This window comes from Nitratireductor sp. GCM10026969, assembly GCF_042660605.1.
Classification (GTDB): Bacteria; Pseudomonadota; Alphaproteobacteria; order Rhizobiales; family Rhizobiaceae; genus Chelativorans.
In genome coordinates, this window is record NZ_JBHSUM010000043.1 from 1 (window position 1) to 22,654 (window position 22,654).

Consider the following 22,654-nt stretch of genomic DNA (forward strand, 5'->3'; position numbering starts at 1 on the left):
GGCACAGGGCGGCGTGCGGCCGTGATGGGCGCAAGGCTCCAGCGTCACATAGGCGGTCGCTCCATGTGCCTTGTCTCCCGCTTCCGCGATCGCCTGCGGCTCGGCATGCGGACGGCCGCCGACGGCCGTCACGCCCCACCCGACGATACAGGGCCCCGCACCATCGTCGCGGACGATCAACGTGGCGACGGACGGGTTGGTGCCGGTGAGCCCGAGATGGCGCCGCGACAGCCGGATGGCGGCGGCCATGAAGCGCTGGTCGGTTTCCTCTGTGAAAGCACCCTGCATAATACTATTCCGTCAGAAGGTCGTGCCGGGAACGGACGCATCGGTGCCCTCGCGCACCAGTTTTCAAGCCGTTGCTATCCGCCTTCCCGCCGCCGAGGAACATCGGCCACTTACTCCGCGCCCGGCCCCTTCAGCTCGCCCAGCACATCCTGGAAATCCTTCGCCTCGCGGAAATTGCGATAGACGGAGGCGTAGCGCACATAGGCGACGTCATCGAGCGATTTCAACGCTTCCATGACGAGAAGCCCGATCTCGTCCGAGGCGATCTCGCTCTCGCCGGAGCTTTCGAGCTGGCGTACGATGCCGGTGACCGCCCGCTCCACCCGCTCCGGCTCCACGTTGCGCTTTCTCAACGCGATGTCGAAGGAGCGCATCAGCTTGTCGCGATCGAAGGGCACCTTGCGGCCGGAGCGCTTGATCACCACGAGTTCGCGCAACTGCACGCGCTCGAAGGTGGTGAAGCGCCCGCCGCAATCCGGGCAGGCGCGCCGGCGGCGGATCGCGGCGCCGTCCTCGGCCGGCCGCGAATCCTTCACCTGGGTGTCCTCGGACTGGCAGTAGGGACAGCGCATGCGAACCTTTCCCGGCGGGAATCGCCCTTCTTCGCTATCCCTAGCCCAGATAGGGGTAGAGCGGAAAGCGATCGGTGAGCGCGACCACCTTCTTCTTGACGGCCTCCTCGACCGCCAGATTGCCCTCGTCGGAATTGGCGGCCTTCAGCCCATCGAGCACCTCGGCGATCAGCTTGCCGATCTCGGCGAATTCCGCGACGCCGAATCCGCGCGTCGTGCCCGCAGGCGTGCCGAGACGGACGCCGGAGGTGACGAAGGGCTTCTCCGGATCGAAGGGAATGCCGTTCTTGTTGCAGGTGATGTTGGCGCGCCCGAGCGCTGCCTCGGCACGCTTGCCGGTGGCGTTCTTGGGGCGCAGGTCGACGAGCATGAGGTGGTTGTCCGTGCCGCCGGAGACGATGTCGAGGCCGGTCTCCTGGAGGCTGGCGGCAAGCGCCCGCGCATTCGCCACCACCTGGTGCGCATAGGCCTTGAAGTCGGGCTTGAGCGCCTCGCCGAGCGCCACCGCCTTGCCGGCGATGACATGCATCAGCGGCCCGCCCTGCAGGCCCGGAAACACTGCGGAATTGATCTTCTTGGCGATGTCCTCGTCATTGGTGAGGATCATGCCGCCGCGCGGCCCGCGCAGCGATTTGTGCGTGGTCGTCGTGACCACATGCGCGTGCGGCAGCGGCGACGGGTGCGCATCGCCCGCAACGAGCCCGGCGATATGCGCCATGTCGACCATCAGATAGGCGCCCACGGCATCGGCGATCTCGCGGAAACGCTTCCAGTCCCAGATGCGCGAATATGCCGTGCCGCCGGCCAGAATCAGCTTCGGTTTCTTCTCATGCGCCAGCCGCTCCACCGCCTCCATGTCGAGGAGATGGTCGTCCTCACGCACGCCGTAGGAGACGACGTTGAACCACTTGCCCGACATGTTGACCGGCGAGCCGTGGGTGAGATGCCCGCCGGAATTCAGATCGAGCCCCATGAAGGTGTCGCCGGGCTGAAGCAGCGCCAGGAAGACCGCCTGGTTCATCTGGCTGCCCGAATTCGGCTGCACATTGGCGAACTTGCACTCGAAGAGCCTTTTCGCCCGCTCGATCGCCAGTTCCTCGACCACGTCGACGAACTCGCAGCCGCCGTAATAGCGCCGGCCGGGATAGCCTTCGGCATATTTGTTGGTGAGAACGGTCCCCTGCGCCTCGAGCACCGCGCGCGAGACGATGTTCTCCGAGGCGATCAGCTCGATCTCGTGGCGTTGCCGGCCGAGTTCGTTGCGAACGGCCTCGAAAATGGCGCCGTCGGCCTCTTCGAGCGGCTTGGAGAAAAAGGATTCGGTGTCGAGCGATGCGGCGGACGCATTTGCCATGGCAGTCTATCCTTGCGCTGATAAGAACTGTGCGTGTCGGAAACCGCGCCGCCATTAACATCTTTCGCGCCGCGTCACCACGTCTTGCGCATAATTTTCCAGCCGACGCGACATATCGCGCGACACGCTATGCCGCAGGCGAACCAGGACCGTCGAGCCGCCCGGCTTTCAGAGCGCGATCACGACGTCGGCCCGGACACCACAGGGCTCGATCGCAATCACCCGCAAACTCACCACCGCACCAAGACATTTTGAAACACGATTCCGCGTGACGAAACACAGTATACCTTATAAAATTCTCCTCCCATTTTCAAAACTTCATAGATGAAAAAAGATTATGTTTTATATATATTATAGAGATAACAATTCACGTCCAAAACCTCTTTCTAAATCTATACCGTCTTCGGTCATACACTCCGAGCATCTTTCGAAGCCGCTGCGGGAGAGCACTTTTTCCGCGACACGCGAAAGCCGGCACCGGGCGAGCATACACACGGGTTACCGGCCGTGCGTCGATAACGCACCCGTCGAGCCGCTGCTGGTCGGCCATTCGCCGAACGGGGGGCCGGTCTGATGGACTTCCTCAAGATCCTCTGGATGCTCCTCATCGCCTCCATCCCGGGCTGCCTGGAAAGCTATTCCTGGCACCAGAAGGTGACGATCGAGGTCGAGACGCCGGAGGGGACCAAGACCGGATCGAGCGTCGTCGCCGTCAAATGGAAGGAGAACGGCGAACTCGGCAGACTCAACGGCCCCGCCTATCTCTCGAACGTCACGGGCGAGGCCCCGTTCGTGGAGGTGAAGCCGGGTACATATCTCTTCGCGATCCTCCGGGGCGCGGCCTTTCTGGCACCCTGCACCTTCGTCGGCGGCGCGCCGATCAGCTCGCATGGCGGCCTGCTGGTGAACTATGGCCTCATCGCGCAGACGGGGCCGGAGCTGGAGCGCTCGCACGAGACCCGCACCGTGCCGGAGGAATGCATGCCCATGCTGGTGACGTTTGAAGACGTCAACGATCCCGCGAGCGTGAAGCGGGTCGATCCCGAAGACCTGTCGGCGACCTTTGGGCAAGGATATGCGCTCAGGCGCATCACTGTAGGTACAACAGAAGAGGAGGTGACAAGTGGAAATATAGAACTCGTTCTGCGCTGGCTTGGAGAATATCCAGAACCAGCACTTGGCCCTATAGGAGATCCATACAATCCGCCTTTTTATAGATCTATTCATCATGGTGATTTCAAGTTGAGGTAAATATGATTTCGAAAGAATTAGAAATATCGATTCTCGCTCTGGATTCCTACTACCGTGGGGAAGGCCCCGGCTCTTTTACTATTCCCGGGTCCCGGATTGGCAATGCACGAATTCGAGATACAGACTTGCCGCTTGGTTCGCACGACGCCGGCTTCTACGCTGTCGCCTACGAGTGGAACGGCCAGACCATCATCTCCTATCGCGGCACGGACACCGACGACTTGGCCGCTACCGCCAGCGACGCCTGGAACGGCTGGAGGTTGGGCGCTGGTTTTCCGGATACGAGCCAAGGCCGGCTGGCGATCGAATTCTATGAGAGCGTGCTCCGGCAGATCAACGACGATCCGGTACTCACCGTCTATGACGACGCGCCCCACAAGCCGCTGCTGGTCGGCCACTCGCTGGGTGGGGGACTCGCCGGCTTCGTATCTCTGCTTTCGGGCACGCAGGCCGAAGTCTTCGACCACATGCCCTTCGGCGCCGCCGCCATGGGCGCCATCGGCTCTGAGGTGGAGCGGCGGGTCGCGGCGATGAAGGCCGACGGCCGCCTGCCGGATGATTTCCACTACGACACCCTGACGCCGGAACTGCTGCAGTCGCTGGGCATGCACATGCCCAACTTCGGCAAGGTAAACGCGATGCATGTGAAGAGCGAAATCGGCGAAGGCCTGCGCGACGGTTCCATTGCCCTGAAGCTCGGCGTGCTGGGCACCGAGCTTACGGCGCCCTTCTTCGGGCCGCTCGCATCATATTTCGGCTACAAGGTCTCCACCGGCCAGAGCGAGGCCGAGCAGAAGATCGACTATGCGCAGCTCGAGACCTTCGGCTGGGACGGCGGCGCCGTGGCGCGTCACTCGCTGGTGACGCTGCTTTATGCGAAGGAGAATCATGGGGACAACTGGCATGCGGTGGCCGACAGCATATTGAAGGCGTTCTTCGACGAGGAAGTGGCCTGGACCACGAGCGCCGTTCAGACTTGGGTCACCTTCGAGACCCAACCGGCGGATGCAATTTCAAACATGCAGGCGGTAATCGCCTATTCCGCACTCGAGGAAGGGGGATTGCCCTTCGGAAACACCGGTATCCGGGCGATCTTCAACGATGCCGACCAACTGGGACGGCTCGTCAGCGCGCCCGATGCGTCGATGTCGATAAAGGATCTGGCACCGGCGATAGCCAAGTTCATGGTCGCCTACGGCGGCATTCTGGCATTCGAGGCGGATAAGGACGCCGCGCATTGCGAGGGTATTCTCTCGATAAGCGGCGACACCGCCACCGTGTCCGTCACCGGGCCGGAATGGGCCTTCACAGGTTCACCCATGGATGCGATTGGAGGGAAAGGCCTCCACTCTTGCGTGGAACAGATAGGCGATTACGCGTTCGCCCTTCGGGCCGAGAATGCGCCCACTGACGAGGCTCTCAAACAGCATCTGACTATCGGCTACTACGTCACCAATGCGCCCAGCTACATTTTCTCCACGAGCACCGGTGACAGTGAGCACGATGTCCCGCCCTCGACGCCGGGGAACACCTCTGTCTTCATCGGAGGTGAAGGCAACGAAACTGTTACCAGCAAAAGTGCGGCAGCCCTGATTTCCACCGGGGCCGGCAACGACGTCATCTTTTCCAATGGGAGGAATGATCTCATCCTTGCCGGCGCGGGAGATGATGTCGTTTTTCGAGGTGGGAACGATAGTATCGAGTATACACAACTCTATGGCGGCGACGGGATAGACCGGGCCGACTACTCGAATCTCGCGAGCAAGGCAGTATTCAGCCTCTACGACGACGATGACCGGGCCGGGGCTGTCGGCAAGGCGACAGTCGGCGTTTCATCGGATCGCCTTTACGATTTTGAGCATCTGGTCGGCACACGGTGCGACGACGTATTTGAGATAGAGCCGCTTTCATCGCAAACTTTTCCCTCCTACATTATCGACGGCGACGGGGGCCGCGACAGGATCAGGTTTTTGGAGGAAGACCGCACAGTTTCCGTCGATCTGGCGAAAGGAAAGGCAACCATTGAAGAGTTGCTGGGCCCAGGGGTCATTGAGATCGATCTACTCCGGATCGACCAGGTCATTGCCGGCGACGGAAATGACGTCCTCACAGGCAACGAACGCGACAACCTGCTAGAGGGGAAAGCGGGGGCCGACATTCTCGACGGCGGCGCCGGCGATGACATCCTCGTGGGTGGCTATGGGGCCGATCGGTTCATCTTGGGCAACGGCCGGGACGTAATCCAGGACTTCAACCATTTCCACGGGGACCGGCTGGTCGGGTCCGGCAGTTTCACCGACACCACCTTTGAAGAGCACCACGCCGTGGAGGTCGCCGGAACGATCATTGATGACCCCTATAACGACGCTGCCTATTACAACGACCTCGCCGCTCAGGGCATGATCTGGGCATAAGGCGACACGGTTCCGTTCGGCCCGAACCGGCAGCGCCGCTCGGGGCATTCCCTTGTAAATGGAAAAGGCCGCCCTTGAGGGCGGCCTCAGCCGTTGGCACACGCGCGCGCCCGTCAGAGCGCAGTCGAAATCTGCAGTTCCTCGACACCGTCGCGGCCATAGATGTCGTCGCGGAAGTGCACCACGCCACTGCCGGTCGACCAGGCGGAGATGTAGGTGAAATAGACCGGCACCGGATTGGCGACGGGGATGCGCTGGTCTTCCTCGGTCTGGATGGTCGTCTCGATCGTGCGCCGGTCCCAGCCGGGCGTGTCGCGCAGGATCCAGGTGACGAGGTCGCGCACGTTCTGCACCCGCACGCAGCCGGAGGAGTGAAAGCGCTCCTGGTCGGTGAAGAGCTGCTTTTGCGGCGTGTCGTGCATGTAGACGGCGTGGCTGTTGGGGAAATTGATCTTCACCGTGGCCATGGCGTTGATCCGGCCCGGATCCTGGCGGAACCTGTACTTCGTCGCCTCGTCCGTCGACCAGTTCACCGCCATCGGGTCCACCTCGTTGCCGTCCGGGGCGATCAGGCGGATATTGTTGTCGGCCAGGTAGTTGGGGTTCCTGCGCATCTCCGGGATGATGTCCTTGCGCACAATGGAAACCGGGGCGTTCCAATACGGATTGAGAATGATCTCGTTGATCTTCGACGTCAGGATCGGAGTCTGGCGATCGATCTTGCCGACGATGGCCGTGTGGCGCAGCACGACGCGGCCGTTCTCCACCGCCTCGATTTCGGCAGCGGGAATATTGACCATCACGAAACGGTTGCCGAGCGACCCGGAAGTCTGCTCGCGCACACGTCCCAGATTCGTCTCGAGCTGGCCGAGACGAATACGGGCAGAGACGTTCATCGCCGAATAGGTGTAATGCCCCGTCACTCCATCGGCAGGCAGGCCATGGCGTGCCTGGAAGCGCTTGAGCGCCGCGTCGACATAGGAATCGAAGGCTGGGGACATGCCAGCCTGCGTCGACAGATCGCCCGAAATCATCAGCCGCCGCCGCAAAAGCTCCACGTCGGGATCGATGACGCCGAGCTGCAGCTTCTTGTTGGCCGGCACCACCGGCCAGCCGCCCTGCGCGGTGATGCGGGAATACTCGGCAATGGCGCTTTCGACATGGCGCACCGTCTCGGGGCTGAGGATGGGTCTGGTCGAAGAGACCTCTCCAACTTCCGATACCTGTGCGTCGAACTGGTCTCCCCAGGCACCGCGTCGCGAGGAGTTGATGATCGAGTCGATGAGATTCTGTGCACGGGCCGCACCTGCAAACGTGCTTGCCGCTGCCGCGGCGCCGGCACCGGCGAGAAAAATGCGACGACTCGTCTTCATCACCTTCACCAAACTTCCATGGAAACGCTTTGCTCTATCCTGTCCGCAACAACGTTAATTTTTTCACCAAGCCAAGCTCCCGGTGATTTCTCCGCCATCGCGTGCACGCCGTCGCCCGTCCATCAGCGCCAGCATCCTGATCCATTCCCTTGCAATTATGGTATTAGCGTGACGCCGAAGGGCGCAACGAAACCGGCTTCACGAAAATGTGCGGCCGGCGTCCCGGATGGGACACCGGCCGTGCCAAGACGCGGCCCCGCACTCGACCGGTTGCCCCCGGCCGTCAAAATGGCACTGGTCACATGCGGTAGGCGATCGTGTCGTTCCAGAAGCGGTCGAGCCGCTGCAAGGCGCGGTTCATCTGCCGGAACTCGTCCGGCTTGATGCCGCCCACCTGCTCGATCGATCCGATGTGACGGTCATAGAGCCGCGAGACCACCTTGGCGATCTCCTGGCCCTTCGGCGTCAGGCTGATGCGCACCGACCGGCGGTCGATACGCGAGCGCTGATGAAGCATGAAGCCCAGGTCGACGAGCTTCTTCAGGTTGTACGAAACGTTGGAGCCGAGATAATAGCCGCGCGAGCGCAGCTCCCCGGCCGTCAGTTCCGCATTGCCGATGTTGAACAGAAGCAGCGCCTGCACCGCGTTGATGTCCTTGCGCCCCTGGCGCTCGAACTCGTCCTTGATCACGTCGAGCAGGCGGCGGTGCAGCCTTTCGACGAGCTGGAGCGATTCGAGGTAGAGGGAACGCAGGGCATCTTTACGTTCTTCGTGAACAGACGTGTCCTGTGTCGCGGGTCGCGAGTTTATCATGACTGTGCCTTTCGTTTTGACGCCGGTGAGTTCTTTTCTTCACCTTGGGGGCGACCCTATCGAATGCACCTAAAATTGGACTTAAAAGCCAAGCTTAACAGGGCGTTACGGAAAAAACCCTGCATTTAGGGCTAAAAAGGCGTTAACCTCGGTTAACGTCGGAGCGCCGTCGGCGTATATGGATCGCCAGGCGCAGAACGGCATAGCAGACGGCGATCAGGCCGTGCAGGGCGATCAGCAAGGAACGGGTGCCGTAGAGCTCGGGAAACAGGCCGTACATGATAATTTCGGCCAACGCGCAGATGAACCAGATCACCGGTCCCCAGGAGGCCAGGGTCCATAGGCCGACCGCGGCGAAGGGAAACAGCACGGCCAGCGGCGCAGCGGCCACCTGCCAGTGCGGCGACATGAGGTCGAACCGCCATTCCGCTCCTTCGAAGAAGCCCATGAGCCTGACCCAGTAGGCGGTGCCCTGGATAAGGCAGGAAAGCGCCACTGCCCTGTGGAGCAACTCCAGCGCATATTCGAGCGGGGACTGCTGTACCGGCGCTTGCGCTACCCTGTCGTCTATCACAGCTCCGGCTCTCCTCCCTCGGGCGGTGCTGAACGGGCATCACGCGTGACGGGCGTCATCGTGGTGGCGTCACGCGCCGGATATCGGAGAGAACTTTTCGCCCCCCCGGTAGACATCATCGTCCGGGCGAGCGAATCCGATCGCGCTCGCCAGTCGAGCGGGGTGATGCATGCACGGCCGGTTGGCGCAAAGCAGACAACAGCATCGCCGCCGAATCCAAGCTCCAAACCAGCCTCCTCGCACAAGCCCAGACCGGTGCTTATGTGCGGTACGGCCCCGCGTCAATGGCGCCCGCGTCCATCGCGGCATCGGACAAGCAGACTTGTTGTTCGGCGGGGGCAGCGCGTGGTAGGAATCCGGTAAACTGGAGATCGATCGTGAACAAGCCCGGCCGCCCCAAGCCCGACACCATCCGCAGCGTCGACGACATCACCGCCGGAAGGCGCCTTCGGCGCATGCGCAAGGCGGACTGGTCGCGCCGGCTGGTGCAGGAGAACCACCTGCGGGTCGACGATCTCATCTGGCCGATCTTCCTGGTCGAAGGACAGAAGAAACAGGAGGAGATCGTCGCCATGCCCGGCGTCTATCGATATTCGGTCGACCTGGCGGTGAAACAGGCCGTGCGAGCGGCTGAACTGGGCATTCCGGCCGTCGCCACCTTTCCGAACATCGACATGAGCCGGCGCGACGCGCGGGGTTCGGCAATCCTCGATCCGGACAATCTGATCAACCGGGCAAGCCGCGCCATCAAGGAGGCGGTCCCGGAAATCGGCGTCATCACCGACGTTGCGCTCGATCCCTTCACCGACCATGGACACGACGGCATCCTGGCTGACGGAACCATCGTCAACGACGAAACGGTCTCGCAGATCGCCGAGGCGGCGGTGCTGCAGGCGGCCGCCGGCTCCGACGTGATCGCCCCGTCCGACATGATGGACGGGCGCGTGGGCGCCATTCGCGACGCGCTCGATGCGGCGGGTTTTCACGACGTGGCGATCATGTCCTACGCGACCAAGTTCGCCTCGGCCTTCTACGGACCCTACCGGGAAGCCATCGGAACGGGTGGGCTTCTGAAGGGCGACAAGAAGACCTATTACATCGATCCGGCCAATACGGACGAGGCGCTGCGCGAGACCGAGCAGGACCTTGCCGAGGGCGCCGACATGGTGATGGTGAAACCGGGCCTGCCCTATCTCGATATCGTGCGGCGCCTGAAGGACAATTTCGCCGTACCGACCTTCGCCTATCAGGTCTCCGGCGAGTATGCGATGATCAAGGCGGCCGCCGCCAATGGCTGGCTCGACGGCGACAAGGCGATGATGGAAAGCCTGCTCGCCTTCAAGCGCGCCGGCTGCGACGGCATTCTGACCTATTTCGCGCCGGAGGTGGCGAAGCAGCTTCGCGGCTGAGGGGCCATTCGCTTGAAAAGCCCAGCACGATCCCCATCTTGGCCGCAAAGCTCGGGCTCGCAATTTTTTAGGGATTTTCTGACGTATGGCTGCGAAGACGATCGATATGTCCGCCGAGGATGCACGGCTCGAGGACGCGCGGACCTTCCGGGGTGTGCGCACCCGCCGCGTCATCGCTTTCCTCATCGACTATTGCCTGATCGCCCTCCTCCTCATTCCGATCGGGCTTCTGGTGTTCCTGTTGGGAATCTTCACCCTGGGTCTGGGATGGCTCCTGTTCGGCATATTGGGGCCGCTCACCGCGCTTTTATACGTGGCGGCGACACTTGGCGGCCCCAACCAGTCGACCCTCGGCATGCGGCTGATGGATCTGCGGCTCGAACGGCTCGACGGACAGCGTGTCGATCCCGTTCTGGCGGTCGTCCATACCGTGCTCTTCTGGGCCGGCAACGCCATTCTGACACCACTCATCCTTCTGGTGAGTCTCTTCCTTAGCTACAAGCGGACCTTGCACGACCTCCTGCTGGGAACGGTGGTGACGCGCGCAAGCTGACGAAACGGCATACCACGCGGGCGGGGTAAACCCGGTCCAAAGTTGCGCACAGCAGGCCTGCGCGGGCAAATCCATGCTTGCGGCGCGGGGTGCTGCCCTTATGCTCTGGCGCAATCGGCGGGCGAGGGATCCGGGTCCGCCAAACATTGACTGGCGGGACGCGTCATGGCCGATTTCCACATCTGGATGACCCTCGTGATCATCCTGGCGACGGTGGCCGCCTATGCCAGCGAGCGTTTCGCGCTGGAGCAGGTGGCGCTGGCCAGTCTCGCAGGCTTTTTGCTGCTTTTCGCCGTCTTTCCCTATGAAAGCCCGGTTTACGGGAGCCTGGACCCGGAGGAACTGCTCACCGGCTTCGCCAATCCGGCGCTGGCCACGGTGCTCGCCCTGCTCATCGTCGGCCAGGGGCTTTTCGCCACCGATGCGATGGACCGACCGGCACGCATCATCGCCCGTTCCGGAGGGCGCTCCAACACGCGCACCATCGTGATCACGCTCCTGGCGGCTGCCACCTTGAGCGCGATCCTGAACAATACCCCGGTGGTGGTGATCTTCATCCCGGTCCTGACGGTGATGGCCGCGCAGCGTAACTTCGCCGCTTCCAAGACGCTGATGCCCCTCTCCTTCATGACGATCCTCGGCGGCATGACGACCCTGATCGGCTCCTCCACCAACCTGCTGGTTGCTGGCGTGGCGGCCCGGTCCGGCATCGGAATCGGCTTTTTCGACATCACCGTACCAGGGCTCGCGCTGGCAGCCACCGGCGCGGTCTACGTCCTTTGGATAATGCCGCGTATCCTGCGCGAAACGGGCAGCGAGCAGAACTTCCGCCAGACCGTCTCGGGCACGCAGTTCATCGGCGAGATCAGGCTGACCGCCGGGCACCCCTTTATCGGCCTGGAGTCGCGCGCCGGGCTCTTTCCGGGTCTGGGCGAGATCACGCCCCGCCTCATCGTGCGCCGCGGCATGAACTTCTATCCGCCGTTCGAAAACGTCACCCTGTCTGAGGGCGATCGGTTGGTGGTGACGGCGACACGGCGGGCGTTCGTAAAAGCGCTGTCGCGCGGCGGGAGCGGCATCATCGGCGGCGAGGAGGCGGAACCCTTCGCCGGCGGCGGGGAACTTTCCCAGCCGCTGGGCCCCGACTACCATATCGCCGAGGCCGTCATCGCGCCGGGCTCGCGCCATGCCGGACGGACCATCCGCAATGCCGGCATCGACATCACTCATGGCGTGCACATGCTCGGCGTCCAGCGCAAGCACCGCATGGGCCGCACACCCCTGTCGGAGATCCGCCTGGAACCAGGTGACACGATCCTCATCGGCGGCACCGACCGGGCGTTTGAGGAAATGCGCGACAGCCACGACCTGCTCGTGCTGGAATGGTCCGCCGAACCGGTGCCGCAACGGCGCAAGGCGGGGATCGCCATCGCCATCTTCGCCTTCATCGTCGTGACGGCGGCCTTCAACATCCTGCCCATCGTGGTCACCTCCATCGCCGGCGCCTTCGCCATGATGGCGACGGGGTGCCTCACCCTGCAGCAGGTGGGCCGCGCCTTCGACCGGCAGATATTCCTGCTCGTGGGCGCCTCGATCGCCGCCGCCACCGCCCTGGAACGCACCGGTGGCGCGGAGCTGATCGCCCACGGCGTCGTGACGCTGCTGGACGGCCAGAGCCCTGCCGTGGTCGTCTCCGGCTTCTTCGCCGTGGTCGCGGTGTTGACGAACTTCCTGTCCAACAACGCGACGGCCGTGCTGTTCACGCCCATCGCGATCGGCATCGCGGAGGCCATCGGCGCGCCGCCGGAGGCGTTCGTCGCGGCCACGATCTTCGCCGCCAACGCCTCCTTCGCCACGCCGATCGGCTATCAGACCAACCTTCTGGTCATGGGTCCGGGGCACTACTCCTTCCGCGACTTCATCAAGGCAGGTGCGCCGCTTGTCGCAATAATGTGGTTGACGTTTTCACTGGTCGGTCCATGGTATTATGGGCTTTGAAAAGGAGTAGCGCCCACACACCATGACGCAGCAGCCGACGCAATCGCCGCAATTCTTCCTCACGGCACCCTCGCCCTGCCCCTATCTGGAAGGGCAGTTCGAGCGGAAGGTCTTCACGCATCTGGTGGGGGACAAGGCGTCAGAACTCAACGACCTCTTGACCCAGGGCGGCTTCCGCCGATCGCAGAACATCGCCTACCGGCCGGCCTGCGAGGGCTGCCGGGCCTGCGTGTCTGTGCGAATCCTCGCCCAGGAATTCCGGCCGACGAAGAACATGAAGCGCATCATGAAGCGCAACGCGGACCTGATCGGCACCGCTCATCTTCCCGAACCGTCGACGGAGCAGTATTCGCTCTTCCGCGCCTACCTCGATGCCCGTCACCGCCGTGGCGGCATGTCGGACATGACCGTTCTCGACTACGCGATGATGGTCGAGGATACCCACGTCGACACCAGCATCATCGAGTACCGCCGGCGCGGCCCGGACTCCTTTGTCACCGGCCGCGGCGAAGGTGAACTCCTGGGCGTGGCGCTGACGGACCAGATGACCGACGGGCTATCGATGGTCTACTCCTTCTACAATCCTGAGATCGAGGACCGCTCGCTCGGCACCTTCATGATCCTCGATCATATCCGGCGGGCCAACGCCGCCGGCCTGCCCCATGTCTATCTCGGCTACTGGGTCAACGGCTCGCGCAAGATGGCCTATAAGGTGCGCTTCACGCCGCAGGAGCATCTCGGCCCCAACGGCTGGGAGCGGTACGAATGACCGCTTCCGTGAAGCCTCCACAAGCGAGCGGCGCCAATTGTCCGACAGCCAGAACAGCCACGGGAAAGGCCTGCTGCTGACCGCGATCGGCGGCATGGCGCTCACCGTCGACATTCCCCTGATCCGCCTTGCAGACGGCGATCACTGGTCCATTCTCATGGTGCGCAGCGGGCTCACCGTCATCGTGGCGCTCGTCGTCTGGGGCACCTGGCGGCTCTTCTCGCGTAATGCGCCGGCGCTTATCCCGGGCCGGCCCGGACTGGCGGTCGCAGCCCTTTACGGCCTGTCGGCCGTCACCTTCATCGGGGCGGTCTACAACACCACCACGGCCAATCTCGTCTTCATCCTCGCCTTCAACTCGATGTTCGCCGCCCTTCTTTCCTGGGTCTTCCTGAAGGAGCGGCCGCGGCCGGCCACCCTGATTGCCATGGCCGCGATGTTCGCCGGCGTCCTCATCATCGTCGGCGGCAGCATCGGCACCGGCAACCTCGCCGGCGACCTGATGGCGCTGTCCTCCGCCTTTTCCATCGCGCTCGCCATCACCATCACACGTGCGAGCGGGCGCGACATGGGGTTTGCCGCACTGGTGGCGGTCGCCCTGCCCTGCCTGCTGGGAGCCTTCATGACCGCCGGAACGGGCTATCGCATCGAGGCGCCCTGGTGGATCGTCCTCAACGGCGCCGTCGTCATACCGATCTCCTTCTTCTGCCTCGCCAACGGCCCGAAATATCTTCCGGGACCGGAAGTGGCGATGTTCTATCTGCTGGAGACGGTGCTGGCGCCGATCTGGGTGTGGATGATCTTCAAGGAGGTGCCGACGCGGGCGAGCCTCGTCGGCGGCACCATCCTTGTCGTTACGCTGGTGGCGCACTCCCTGTGGCAGCTCCACACCGGTCGGCGGCGGCGCCGCGCGGCGGGAACGATCCGCCATCCGGTATAGGGAGCAGGTCCGCTCACATCCGGGCGAGCAGTTCCGCGAGCTGGTCGGCGCATTGGCCCCAGCCTTCACCAGCGGGTGTCGGATTTATCTGCTCGGTCATAGCCTGCTCCTTCTGGCGGCTAGCTCCCAAAGGACGATGGCGCACCTGGTGACCCGACGGCAAGGCCGATTTTCTCTTCCGGCAGCGCTCTTCCGGGTGACGCCGTCAGCCGCGCTCCCGCCAGGACCTCAGCCGAATTTGCCGGTGCGCGGAAAGCCCTTCGGCGCCATGCGCCCGGCCGCCGCGCGGTTGCCCACCCATTCGGTCAGCTCTTCGCCCCGGCGAGTGAAGGTGCGCTCGGCCGAGTCCTGCCAGGAGAGCCCCGCCTCCATGGCGAAGGTCTTCAGGTCGGAAACACCGCCGTCCTTGTAGCGCTGCAGGCGCACGCCCTTGCCGCGGGCCATCTCCGGCACCTCCGAGAGCGGGAAGACGAGGAGCTTTCGGTTCTCGCCGACGATGGCGACGTGGTCGCCGGAAACCGGTATGCAAAGCCGTGCCTCGTCGGGTGCCTTGACGTTCATCACCTGCTTGCCCTTGCGCGTATTGGCGACGACGTCGCTCTCGGCAACGATAAAGCCGTTTCCGCCATGGGAAGCGAGCAGCAGGCGGCGCTCCGGATCATGCACGAAGGCGGTGACGATCGCCTGGTCGTTCTCCATGTCGACCATGATGCGCACCGGCTCGCCATGGCCGCGCCCGCCCGGCAGGCGGTCCGCACCGATCGTGTAGAACTTGCCGCCCGTGGTGAAGAGCAGGACCTTGTCGGTCGTCTGCGCGTGGAAGGCGCGTTTCAGGCCGTCGCCCTCCTTGAAGGAGAGCGTGGAGAAGTCCGACAAATGGCCCTTCATGGCGCGCAGCCAGCCCTTCTCGGAAAGTACGACAGTGATCGGCTCGCGCTCGATCATCGCGTGCTGCACGTCCTCCAGATCGTGCGCAGGCGCCTCGCCGAAGGTGGTGCGACGGCGGCCGAGCGCCGGGTTCTTCTCCGGGTCGAAGGTCTGACGCACCTTGGCGACCTCCCAGCGTACGGTCTTCCACTGGCGCGCTTCCGAGCCCAGCAACCCTTCGATCTGGCTCTTTTCTTCCGTTAGCTTCTCGAACTCCTTGCGGATCTCGAACTCTTCCAGCTTGCGCAGGGCGCGAAGCCGCATGTTGAGGATGGCTTCGGCCTGGACGTCGGTCAGTTCGAAGCGCTCGATCATCACCGCCTTGGGCTCGTCCTCCTCCCGGATGATGCGGATCACCTCGTCGATGTTGAGATAGGCGACGAGGTAACCGGCCAGGATCTCCAGCCGCTTCTCGATCTCGGCGAGCCGATGCCGCGACCGGCGCAGGAGCACCTCGCGCCGGTGATCGAGCCATTCGCGCAGCACCTGTTTGAGCGACAGCACGCCCGGCACGCGCCCGCGCGACAACACGTTCATGTTGAGAGGGAACCGCGTCTCCAGGTCGGTAAGCCGGAAGAGCGACTCCATCAAAAGGTCGGGCTCGACCGAGCGGCTCTTGGGCACCAGCACCACGCGGATGTCCTCCGCGCTTTCGTCGCGGATGTCTTCCAGCAGCGGCAGGCGTCGGGCAATGATGAGCTCGGCGATCTTCTCGATCAGCCGCGACTTTTGAACGCCGTAGGGGATTTCGGTAACAACCGCGTTCCAGGTGCCGCGGCCCTGATCCTCCTTGTGCCAGCGCGAGCGCAGGCGGAAGCCACCGCGGCCCGTCTCATAGGCCTCGCGGATGGCCGCCTCGCCCTCGACGAGAATGCCGCCGGTCGGGAAGTCCGGTCCCTTCACATGTTCGAGCAGGCGCGAAACCGGTGCCTCGGGATCGTCGATCAGAACGAGCGCCGCGTCGCAGATCTCGGCGGCGTTGTGCGGCGGGATCGAGGTCGCCATACCGACGGCAATGCCGGAGGAGCCGTTGCACAGCAGGTTCGGGAAGGCGCCGGGAAGGACAACCGGCTCCTCGTCCTCCTCATTGTAGGTCTGGCGGAAGTCGACGGCGTCTTCCGTGATGCCGGTCAAAAGCTCGGCGGCGACCTCCGTCATGCGCGCTTCGGTGTAGCGCATGGCGGCGGCATTGTCGCCGTCGATATTGCCGAAATTCCCCTGCCCGTCGACCAGCGGATAGCGCATGGAGAAGGACTGGGCGAGACGCACCAGCGCGTCGTAGATGGACTGGTCGCCGTGGGGATGGAACTTACCCATGACGTCGCCGACGATGCGCGCGCACTTGGCGAAGCCCTGGTCGGGGTTGAGGCGCAGCAGCCGCATGGTGTGCATGATGCGCCGGTGCACGGGCTTCAACCCGTCGCGCACGTCGGGCAGCGCCCGGTGCATGATGGTCGACAGGGCATAGGCGAGATAACGTTCCTCCAGCGCCTTCTTCAGGTCGACCGGAGGAGCCGAATCATCGCCATTGCCGGGCGGAAGCAGCTCTTTTCCCATGGGCTCCGGTTATCGAACGCCGCGCCGCAAGGCAAGTGGGGCGGGTCCTTCGTCCACGCCTGTCGGGCGCCGACGGCGAAGGGGACATGCTCGATTTCCGCCCAGCGAGGATTAAGCTATGATCCGATTCGGGCGCGGCCCCCGCCTCCCCCCTCCGTTCGGGAAAGTACAGTTCATACAGGGCTCACCGATCATCGAACCGACTGTTCGAGCACCAGGCATAAGGAGGGATTGCGAAGAAGGCTCGCAATAGGAGGTTGCCGATGAAACTGTCCGCGCCGATCTACCGTTTGAAGCGCAAGGCCAGGCTCTTATCCCGCGAAGGAAACATTCCCCTCCACGAAGCGCTTGACCGGATAGCCCTTCAGGAAGGCTACAGCAACTGGAGCCTGCTCGCTGCGAGATTGTCCGCATCGAAGCCCGCAGCAAGACTTTTTGCCCGGTTGGCCCCCGGCGACCTGGTGCTGGTGGGCGCACGCCCGGGCCACGGCAAGACGCTGATGAGCCTCGAGCTCGCCGTGGAGGCAATGAAATCAGGCAACCGCGCGGTCTTCTTCACGCTGGAGTACACGGAGAGGGAGATTCTGGACCGTCTCCGTTCTATCGGGGCGGACTATGCACGGTTCGACGGGCTTTTCGCGTTCGACTGCTCCGACGCGATCAGCGCCGAATACATCATCGCGAAGTTGGCACCAGCACCTCGCGGTACGCTGGCGGTCATAGACTACCTGCAACTGCTCGATCAGAAACGCGAAAACCCCGAACTGGCGGTGCAGGTTTGCGTGCTGAACACGTTCGCCCGGAACCAGGGCCTCATCATCGTTTTCATCTCTCAGATCGACCGGTCATACGATCCGTCGGAGAAACCGTGCCCTGACGTTCAGGATATCCGGCTGCCGAACCCGCTGGATTTGCAGCTGTTCAACAAGACTTGCTTCCTGAACCACGGTGAAATCCGGTTCCAGGCCGTGCGCTAGCGAGGCCGGTCCCGCCCATGATGAAGATACGCACTCCTGTCTCCTCGGAACTCCAAAGGAACTGACGCTAGGACCTGAGGTTAGCTTTAGGTCAAGTGCTCCTGAGCACCGTCCCCGCCCCTGCCTTGCGCCGCACCCTGCGTTGCGCGCGGGTCAGTGGTTTCGCGATTTGACAGGGATTACCCTGCCGGTCATCTTCCGGAGGTAATCCTGGGGCAATAATTCAGGTCTTGGCGTATAATGACCGAAACGAAATTCTGGAAACCAGCATGATCCGTTTTCACCACCATTCCAAATCCCTTCTTCTCGCCGGTCTCATAGCCGGTGTTGGCACGCCGTGCGCCTTCGCCGTCGAGTCGGATGCCGTGGGTGAGCGCCTGCAGGCGCTGCTCGAGAAGCAGCAGATCGTGCTGACATATGACGCCGCGAGCATGGCCGGCAGCGACGTGACGCTGGAGGGCGTGAGCGCCCGCAGCACCGTGGGCGGCGAAGCGATCGCGCTTGGCACCGTCACGCTGGAAGACGTCATCGAGGAGGAGGACGGCGATTATCGCGTCGGCACCATCGCGCTCGACGCGTTCGAGCATCGGGGTAACGACGTCACCGTCTCGCTGACGGATGCGACGATGACCGGCCTTGTGCTGCCGCAGGACATCGATACCGATCCCTACGGCGGCGCCATGCGCTACGAGCGGTTCGCGGTTGCGCGGGTGGACGTTGACGGCGAGGACGGGCCACTCGGCTCGCTCGAAAACGCCTATGCCGAGCTTTCGGAGGAGGACGGCGTCCTCGCGGCCGTCGGCGCGGCGGAGCGCTTCTCACTCGACCTGGCCGCCATCGCCGACGACCGAGACGCCACCGCGCTTCTGGAACGACTGGGCTACAGCCAGATCACTGGCAGCGGCTATATGGAAGGATCGTGGCAGCCCTCGGACGGACGCGTCCGTCTGACGCGCTACGAGGCCGTGGTGGAAGATGCCGGCACGCTCGCGCTAATGGTCGATTTCGCCGGCTATACACCCGAGTTCGTGCGCATGCTGGACGAGATGGCGAGACAGTCCGCCGACGGCGGTCAGAACAACTCGGCCCAGGGCATGGCCATGCTCGGGATGATGCAGCAACTCACCTTCCATGGATTGCGCATCCGCTTCACCGACGATTCGCTGACGCGCAAGATGCTCGACTACGTGGCCGAACGAGAGGGCAGCACACCCGACGACGTCATCGCCCAGATGACGGCCGTCATTCCCCTCCAGCTCTCCAATTTCCTCGGCGAGCAGGCGGCCACGGACATCGCAACGGCGGTCGGCACTTTCCTGAAAAACCCGCAGAACCTGGAAATCAGCGCGATGCCCGAGAACCCGGTGCCTTTCGCCATGGTCATGGGCGCGGCAATGGGTGCGCCCGAAATGCTCGTCCAGCAACTCGGGCTGAGCGTTAATGCGAACCAGTAGGCGGGGTCGATCGGTGCGGGCGCGGTGCAACGATCGCCCGTGACATCGACCATTCTGCAGATTGGGCCGATCCGGCATGGATCCTCGGGTCAAGCCCGAGGATGACGAATAGCGGGGGCGTTGCCCTTTTGCTCCCTCAATCCTTCTTCGGCGCAAGCCTCAGATGCAGCTCGCGCAGCTGCTGCGCGGTGGGTTCCGAGGGGGCTCCCATGAGCAGGTCTTCAGCCTGCTGGTTCATGGGGAACATGGTCACTTCGCGCAGGTTCTTCGCGCCCACTAGAAGCATGACGATGCGGTCGATGCCCGCCGCCATGCCGCCGTGCGGAGGAGCGCCGTACTGGAAGGCGCGGTAGAGGCCGCCGAAGCGCTCCTCCACCGTCTGGCGGTCGAAGCCGACGATCTCGAAAGCCTTCACCATCACCTCCGGCAGGTGGTTGCGGATGCCGCCGGACGCAATCTCGAAGCCATTGCAGACGAGATCGTACTGGAACGCCTTGATGGAGAGCGGATCCTTCTCCTCGAGCGCCTCCAGTCCGCCCTGCGGCATGGTGAAGGGATTATGGCCGAAATCGACCTTCTTTTCATCCTCGTCCCATTCGTAGAAGGGGAAGTCGACGATCCAGGCGAGTTCGAAACGCTCGCGGTCGACGAGATCCAGTTCCTCGCCGGCGCGCGTGCGCGCCGCCCCCGCGAAGGCCGCAAACTTCTTCGGATCGCCGGCGACGAAGAAGCAGGCATCCCCGTCCCCGAGGCCGAGTTGGGTGCGGATCGCCTCGGTGCGCTCGGGACCGATGTTCTTGGCGATCGGGCCGGCACCGACTACCTGCCAGCCACTTTCATCAGGAAAACCACCGCCTTCAGGAAATTTAGCCTCGTCCGATGTTTCCTTGCGCCAGAAGATGTAGCCGAGCCCAGGCTGCCCCTCGCCCTGCGCCCAGGAGTTCATGCGGTCGCAGAAGGCGCGGGAGCCGCCGGTTTTGGCGGGAACCGCCCAGACCTCGGCCATCGGATCGTTGGCCAGGATGTTGGCGAAGACCTTGAAACCGGAGCCGCGGAAATGCTCCGAAACCTCTTCCATGACGATCGGGTTGCGCAGGTCCGGCTTGTCCGTGCCGTATTTGCGCATCGCCTCGTCGTAGGGAATGCGCGGGAACGTGCCGGTCACCGGCTTGCCTTCGGCGAAGGTCTCGAACACGGAGCGCATGACCGGTTCCATCGTGTGGAAGACGTCCTCCTGCTCGATGAAGCTCATCTCTAGGTCGAGCTGGTAGAACTCACCGGGCAGCCGGTCAGCGCGCGGATCCTCGTCGCGAAAGCACGGCGCGATCTGGAAATAGCGGTCGAAGCCCGAGACCATGATGAGCTGCTTGTAGATCTGCGGGGCTTGCGGCAGCGCGTAGAACTTGCCCTCGTGCAGGCGCGAAGGCACGAGAAAGTCGCGCGCGCCCTCCGGCGAGGAGGCCGTCAGGATGGGCGTGGAGAACTCGGTGAAGCCGGCCTCGCCCATCTTCTCGCGCATGGCGGCGATGATCTTCGTGCGCGCGACGATGTTCCTGTGCAAGGTTTCGCGGCGCAGGTCGAGGAAGCGGTATTTCAGCCGGATGTCCTCGGGATAATCCGGCTCGCCGAAAACGGGCAGCGGAAGCTCCTTCGCCTGCGACAGCACCTCGATGTCGCGCGCGAAGACCTCGACCTCACCGGTCGGCAGGTTCGGGTTCACCGTCTCCTCCGTGCGCGCCTTCACCGCGCCGTCGACACGGATCACCCATTCGCCGCGCACGCGCTCGGCCGTCTGGAAAGATGGCGAATCGGGATCGGCGACAATCTGCGTGATACCGTAGTGGTCGCGCAGATCGATGAAGAGCAGGCCGCCATGGTCGCGCACGCGGTGAACCCAGCCGGAAATGCGTACGGTCTGGCCCACGTCGGATTTTCTCAATTCTGCGCAGGTATGGCTGCGGTAGCGATGCATTCTGTCTCGTCCGTGTCCTGAGGTGACTGGGGCGCCGGCGGCCCGAACAAACCGGCGCGAAAAGCGCATGCGCGCCCGCTTTTGTCAAGGCGGAGCCGGCCTCCCATGCATGGCATGCCGGCATACGCCTATGACACCTTTCTTCACATTTCGCCCGCCAGCGCCTAATAAGGGGGCATGGAACTCATCAAGACCCGCCATGAGCTGGAACAGGCCGTCGCCGAGCTCGAAAAATCCGATTTCGTCACCATCGATACGGAGTTCATCCGGGAGACCACCTTCTGGCCGGAACTCTGCCTGATCCAGATGGCCTCGCCGACCACCACCGCCCTCGTCGATCCGCTGGCCGACGGCATGGATCTCGCGCCCTTCTTCCGACTGATGGGCAATGAGGCCGTCACCAAGGTGTTTCATGCGGCCAGGCAGGACATCGAGATCATCTATCACGGTGGCGGGCTGATCCCGCACCCCATCTTCGACACGCAGGTGGCAGCGATGGTGTGCGGCTTCGGCGACAGCGTGTCCTATGACCAGCTCGTCTACCGCGTCACCGGCACGCGCATCGACAAGACCTCGCGCTTCACAGACTGGCGGCGGCGGCCGCTTTCGGACAAGCAGCTCGAATACGCGCTGGCCGACGTCACGCACCTCATTCCCGTGTTCGAGCACCTGAAGGAGGAGCTCGTCCGCGAAGGCCGCGCGCACTGGCTGAAGGAGGAGATGGACGTTCTGACGGCACGCGAGACCTACGATCCGCATCCGGACGAAGCCTGGAAACGGCTGAAGCTGCGCGTGCGCAAGCCGTTGGAACTCGCCGTCATGCAGCACGTGGCGGCATGGCGCGAGCGCGAGGCGCGCGAGCGCAACGTGCCGCGCGGACGCGTGCTCAAGGACGACGCCATTTACGAGATCGCCCAGCAGCAGCCAAGCGACGTCGCAGCGCTCGGGCGGCTGAGAAGCACGCCGAGGGGCTGGGAGCGCTCCGCTTCCGCCGCGGGCCTCATCGAGACCGTGAATGCCGCCCTTTCATTGCCCAAGGCCGAACTGCCGAGACTGCCCAAGCCCCAGCATGCGCCGGACGGCGCGGCGGCAGCAGCCGAGCTCATCAAGGTCCTGCTCAAGCTGGTGGCGGAGAAGGAAGGCGTCGCCGCAAAGATGCTCGCCTCCGGCGACGATATCGATCGGCTGGCCGCCGAAGGCGAAAACGCCAACGTACCCGCGCTCGCCGGCTGGCGGCGCGAGGTGTTCGGCGAGGAAGCCCTGAAGCTGTTGCGCGGCGAAACCGCCCTGCGCTTCGCCAACCGCCGCATCGAGACATTCACGCCGCCAAGCGAGGTGGCACGCGCGGCAGAGTAGGATCCGGCGAGCGGGACAGATTTCAAGGCCGTGAGAGTGGCGGTGATCCGCACCATCTCCACCGCGCGTGGTCCCGGAAAGCACAAGGCGTGACCGGCACCC

General features: G+C 63.5%; 17 protein-coding genes and 1 pseudogene. 10 read left to right on the top strand and 8 right to left on the bottom strand.

Going from position 1 to position 22,654, the window contains the following annotated elements; genetic code table 11:
* The 3 genes and pseudogenes from ACFP9U_RS11325 to glyA all read right to left on the bottom strand — a co-directional run.
* A pseudogene (locus ACFP9U_RS11325) lies at positions 1–288 on the bottom strand (riboflavin biosynthesis protein RibD); the annotation flags it as partial.
* Positions 289–398: 110 nt separating this feature from the next.
* Positions 399–860, bottom strand: coding sequence for a transcriptional regulator NrdR (gene nrdR / locus ACFP9U_RS11330; RefSeq protein ID WP_378621443.1), 462 nt, complete (start codon positions 858–860; stop codon positions 399–401).
* Between the two features lie 40 nt (positions 861–900).
* On the bottom strand, positions 901–2,214 hold the full coding sequence (glyA, locus tag ACFP9U_RS11335; protein ID WP_378621445.1) for a serine hydroxymethyltransferase: 1,314 nt from the start codon (positions 2,212–2,214) through the stop codon (positions 901–903).
* Between the two features lie 573 nt (positions 2,215–2,787).
* Here glyA and ACFP9U_RS11340 point away from each other — a divergent pair.
* The gene (locus ACFP9U_RS11340; protein WP_378621446.1) at positions 2,788–3,465 is read left to right on the top strand and encodes a hypothetical protein; all 678 of its coding nucleotides are present in this window, start codon (positions 2,788–2,790) and stop codon (positions 3,463–3,465) included.
* 2 nt (positions 3,466–3,467) lie between these two features.
* Entirely contained in the window at positions 3,468–5,879 is a 2,412-nt protein-coding gene (locus ACFP9U_RS11345) for a hypothetical protein (protein WP_378621448.1), read from the top strand.
* Between the two features lie 113 nt (positions 5,880–5,992).
* On the opposite strand, the gene ACFP9U_RS11350 is transcribed toward ACFP9U_RS11345, so the two are convergent.
* From ACFP9U_RS11350 to ACFP9U_RS11360, 3 genes are all read right to left on the bottom strand, one after another.
* On the bottom strand, positions 5,993–7,252 hold the full coding sequence (locus ACFP9U_RS11350) for a L,D-transpeptidase family protein (RefSeq protein ID WP_378621449.1): 1,260 nt from the start codon (positions 7,250–7,252) through the stop codon (positions 5,993–5,995).
* A gap of 298 nt (positions 7,253–7,550) precedes the next feature.
* Positions 7,551–8,066, bottom strand: a complete 516-nt coding sequence (gene ldtR / locus ACFP9U_RS11355) for a transcriptional regulator LdtR (RefSeq protein ID WP_378621451.1) — start codon at positions 8,064–8,066, stop codon at positions 7,551–7,553.
* A gap of 142 nt (positions 8,067–8,208) precedes the next feature.
* Entirely contained in the window at positions 8,209–8,640 is a 432-nt protein-coding gene (locus ACFP9U_RS11360) for a DUF6163 family protein (protein ID WP_378621452.1), read from the bottom strand.
* A gap of 377 nt (positions 8,641–9,017) precedes the next feature.
* On the opposite strand from ACFP9U_RS11360, the gene hemB reads away from it, so the two are divergent.
* The 5 genes from hemB (at position 9,018) to ACFP9U_RS11385 (ending at position 14,309) form a co-directional block, all read left to right on the top strand.
* On the top strand, positions 9,018–10,049 hold the full coding sequence (gene hemB / locus ACFP9U_RS11365; RefSeq protein WP_322450726.1) for a porphobilinogen synthase: 1,032 nt from the start codon (positions 9,018–9,020) through the stop codon (positions 10,047–10,049).
* Positions 10,050–10,134: 85 nt separating this feature from the next.
* Complete coding sequence (locus ACFP9U_RS11370) at positions 10,135–10,602, top strand: RDD family protein (RefSeq protein WP_378621454.1); 468 nt, start codon at positions 10,135–10,137, stop codon at positions 10,600–10,602.
* Between the two features lie 165 nt (positions 10,603–10,767).
* Positions 10,768–12,600, top strand: a complete 1,833-nt coding sequence (locus tag ACFP9U_RS11375) for an SLC13 family permease (protein ID WP_378621456.1) — start codon at positions 10,768–10,770, stop codon at positions 12,598–12,600.
* 22 nt (positions 12,601–12,622) lie between these two features.
* Entirely contained in the window at positions 12,623–13,369 is a 747-nt protein-coding gene (locus tag ACFP9U_RS11380; RefSeq protein WP_378621459.1) for an arginyltransferase, read from the top strand.
* Between the two features lie 94 nt (positions 13,370–13,463).
* The gene (locus tag ACFP9U_RS11385; protein WP_378621477.1) at positions 13,464–14,309 is read left to right on the top strand and encodes a DMT family transporter; all 846 of its coding nucleotides are present in this window, start codon (positions 13,464–13,466) and stop codon (positions 14,307–14,309) included.
* A gap of 228 nt (positions 14,310–14,537) precedes the next feature.
* On the opposite strand, the gene parC is transcribed toward ACFP9U_RS11385, so the two are convergent.
* A complete protein-coding gene (parC, locus tag ACFP9U_RS11390) occupies positions 14,538–16,793 on the bottom strand; it encodes a DNA topoisomerase IV subunit A (protein ID WP_378621460.1) in 2,256 nt (751 codons plus the stop codon).
* 263 nt (positions 16,794–17,056) lie between these two features.
* Here parC and ACFP9U_RS11395 point away from each other — a divergent pair, with 263 nt between their 5' ends.
* Together ACFP9U_RS11395 and ACFP9U_RS11400 are read left to right on the top strand one after the other, a co-directional pair.
* A complete protein-coding gene (locus ACFP9U_RS11395) occupies positions 17,057–17,770 on the top strand; it encodes a DNA helicase (protein ID WP_378621462.1) in 714 nt (237 codons plus the stop codon).
* A 269-nt stretch (positions 17,771–18,039) separates the two neighbouring features.
* Positions 18,040–19,224 carry a hypothetical protein gene (locus ACFP9U_RS11400; RefSeq protein ID WP_378621463.1) on the top strand — a complete coding sequence of 395 codons (1,185 nt, stop codon included), beginning with the start codon at positions 18,040–18,042 and terminating at the stop codon, positions 19,222–19,224.
* 136 nt (positions 19,225–19,360) lie between these two features.
* Here the strand turns inward: ACFP9U_RS11400 and aspS are convergent, their stop codons facing one another.
* Positions 19,361–21,196: an aspartate--tRNA ligase gene (gene aspS / locus ACFP9U_RS11405; RefSeq protein WP_378621465.1), complete on the bottom strand. Its 1,836-nt coding sequence runs from the start codon at positions 21,194–21,196 to the stop codon at positions 19,361–19,363.
* A 177-nt stretch (positions 21,197–21,373) separates the two neighbouring features.
* Between aspS and rnd the strand changes: the two genes are divergently transcribed.
* On the top strand, positions 21,374–22,552 hold the full coding sequence (rnd, locus tag ACFP9U_RS11410; RefSeq protein ID WP_378621466.1) for a ribonuclease D: 1,179 nt from the start codon (positions 21,374–21,376) through the stop codon (positions 22,550–22,552).
* Positions 22,553–22,654 lie beyond the last annotated feature (102 nt).

What these genes read in the sequence shown, in the direction of transcription:
- parC (WP_378621460.1), bottom strand. Translation starts at nt 16,793, where the DNA reads ATGGGAAAAGAGCTGCTTCCGCCCGGCAATGGCGATGATTCGGCTCCT.
- aspS (WP_378621465.1), bottom strand. Translation starts at nt 21,196, where the DNA reads ATGCATCGCTACCGCAGCCATACCTGCGCAGAATTGAGAAAATCCGAC.
- ACFP9U_RS11380 (WP_378621459.1), top strand. Translation starts at nt 12,623, where the DNA reads ATGACGCAGCAGCCGACGCAATCGCCGCAATTCTTCCTCACGGCACCC.
- ACFP9U_RS11375 (WP_378621456.1), top strand. Translation starts at nt 10,768, where the DNA reads ATGGCCGATTTCCACATCTGGATGACCCTCGTGATCATCCTGGCGACG.
- rnd (WP_378621466.1), top strand. Translation starts at nt 21,374, where the DNA reads ATGGAACTCATCAAGACCCGCCATGAGCTGGAACAGGCCGTCGCCGAG.
- ACFP9U_RS11395 (WP_378621462.1), top strand. Translation starts at nt 17,057, where the DNA reads ATGAAACTGTCCGCGCCGATCTACCGTTTGAAGCGCAAGGCCAGGCTC.
- ACFP9U_RS11385 (WP_378621477.1), top strand. Translation starts at nt 13,464, where the DNA reads ATGGCGCTCACCGTCGACATTCCCCTGATCCGCCTTGCAGACGGCGAT.
- glyA (WP_378621445.1), bottom strand. Translation starts at nt 2,214, where the DNA reads ATGGCAAATGCGTCCGCCGCATCGCTCGACACCGAATCCTTTTTCTCC.
- ACFP9U_RS11370 (WP_378621454.1), top strand. Translation starts at nt 10,135, where the DNA reads ATGGCTGCGAAGACGATCGATATGTCCGCCGAGGATGCACGGCTCGAG.
- ACFP9U_RS11350 (WP_378621449.1), bottom strand. Translation starts at nt 7,252, where the DNA reads ATGAAGACGAGTCGTCGCATTTTTCTCGCCGGTGCCGGCGCCGCGGCA.
- ACFP9U_RS11400 (WP_378621463.1), top strand. Translation starts at nt 18,040, where the DNA reads ATGATCCGTTTTCACCACCATTCCAAATCCCTTCTTCTCGCCGGTCTC.
- ACFP9U_RS11345 (WP_378621448.1), top strand. Translation starts at nt 3,468, where the DNA reads ATGATTTCGAAAGAATTAGAAATATCGATTCTCGCTCTGGATTCCTAC.
- ACFP9U_RS11340 (WP_378621446.1), top strand. Translation starts at nt 2,788, where the DNA reads ATGGACTTCCTCAAGATCCTCTGGATGCTCCTCATCGCCTCCATCCCG.
- nrdR (WP_378621443.1), bottom strand. Translation starts at nt 860, where the DNA reads ATGCGCTGTCCCTACTGCCAGTCCGAGGACACCCAGGTGAAGGATTCG.
- ldtR (WP_378621451.1), bottom strand. Translation starts at nt 8,066, where the DNA reads ATGATAAACTCGCGACCCGCGACACAGGACACGTCTGTTCACGAAGAA.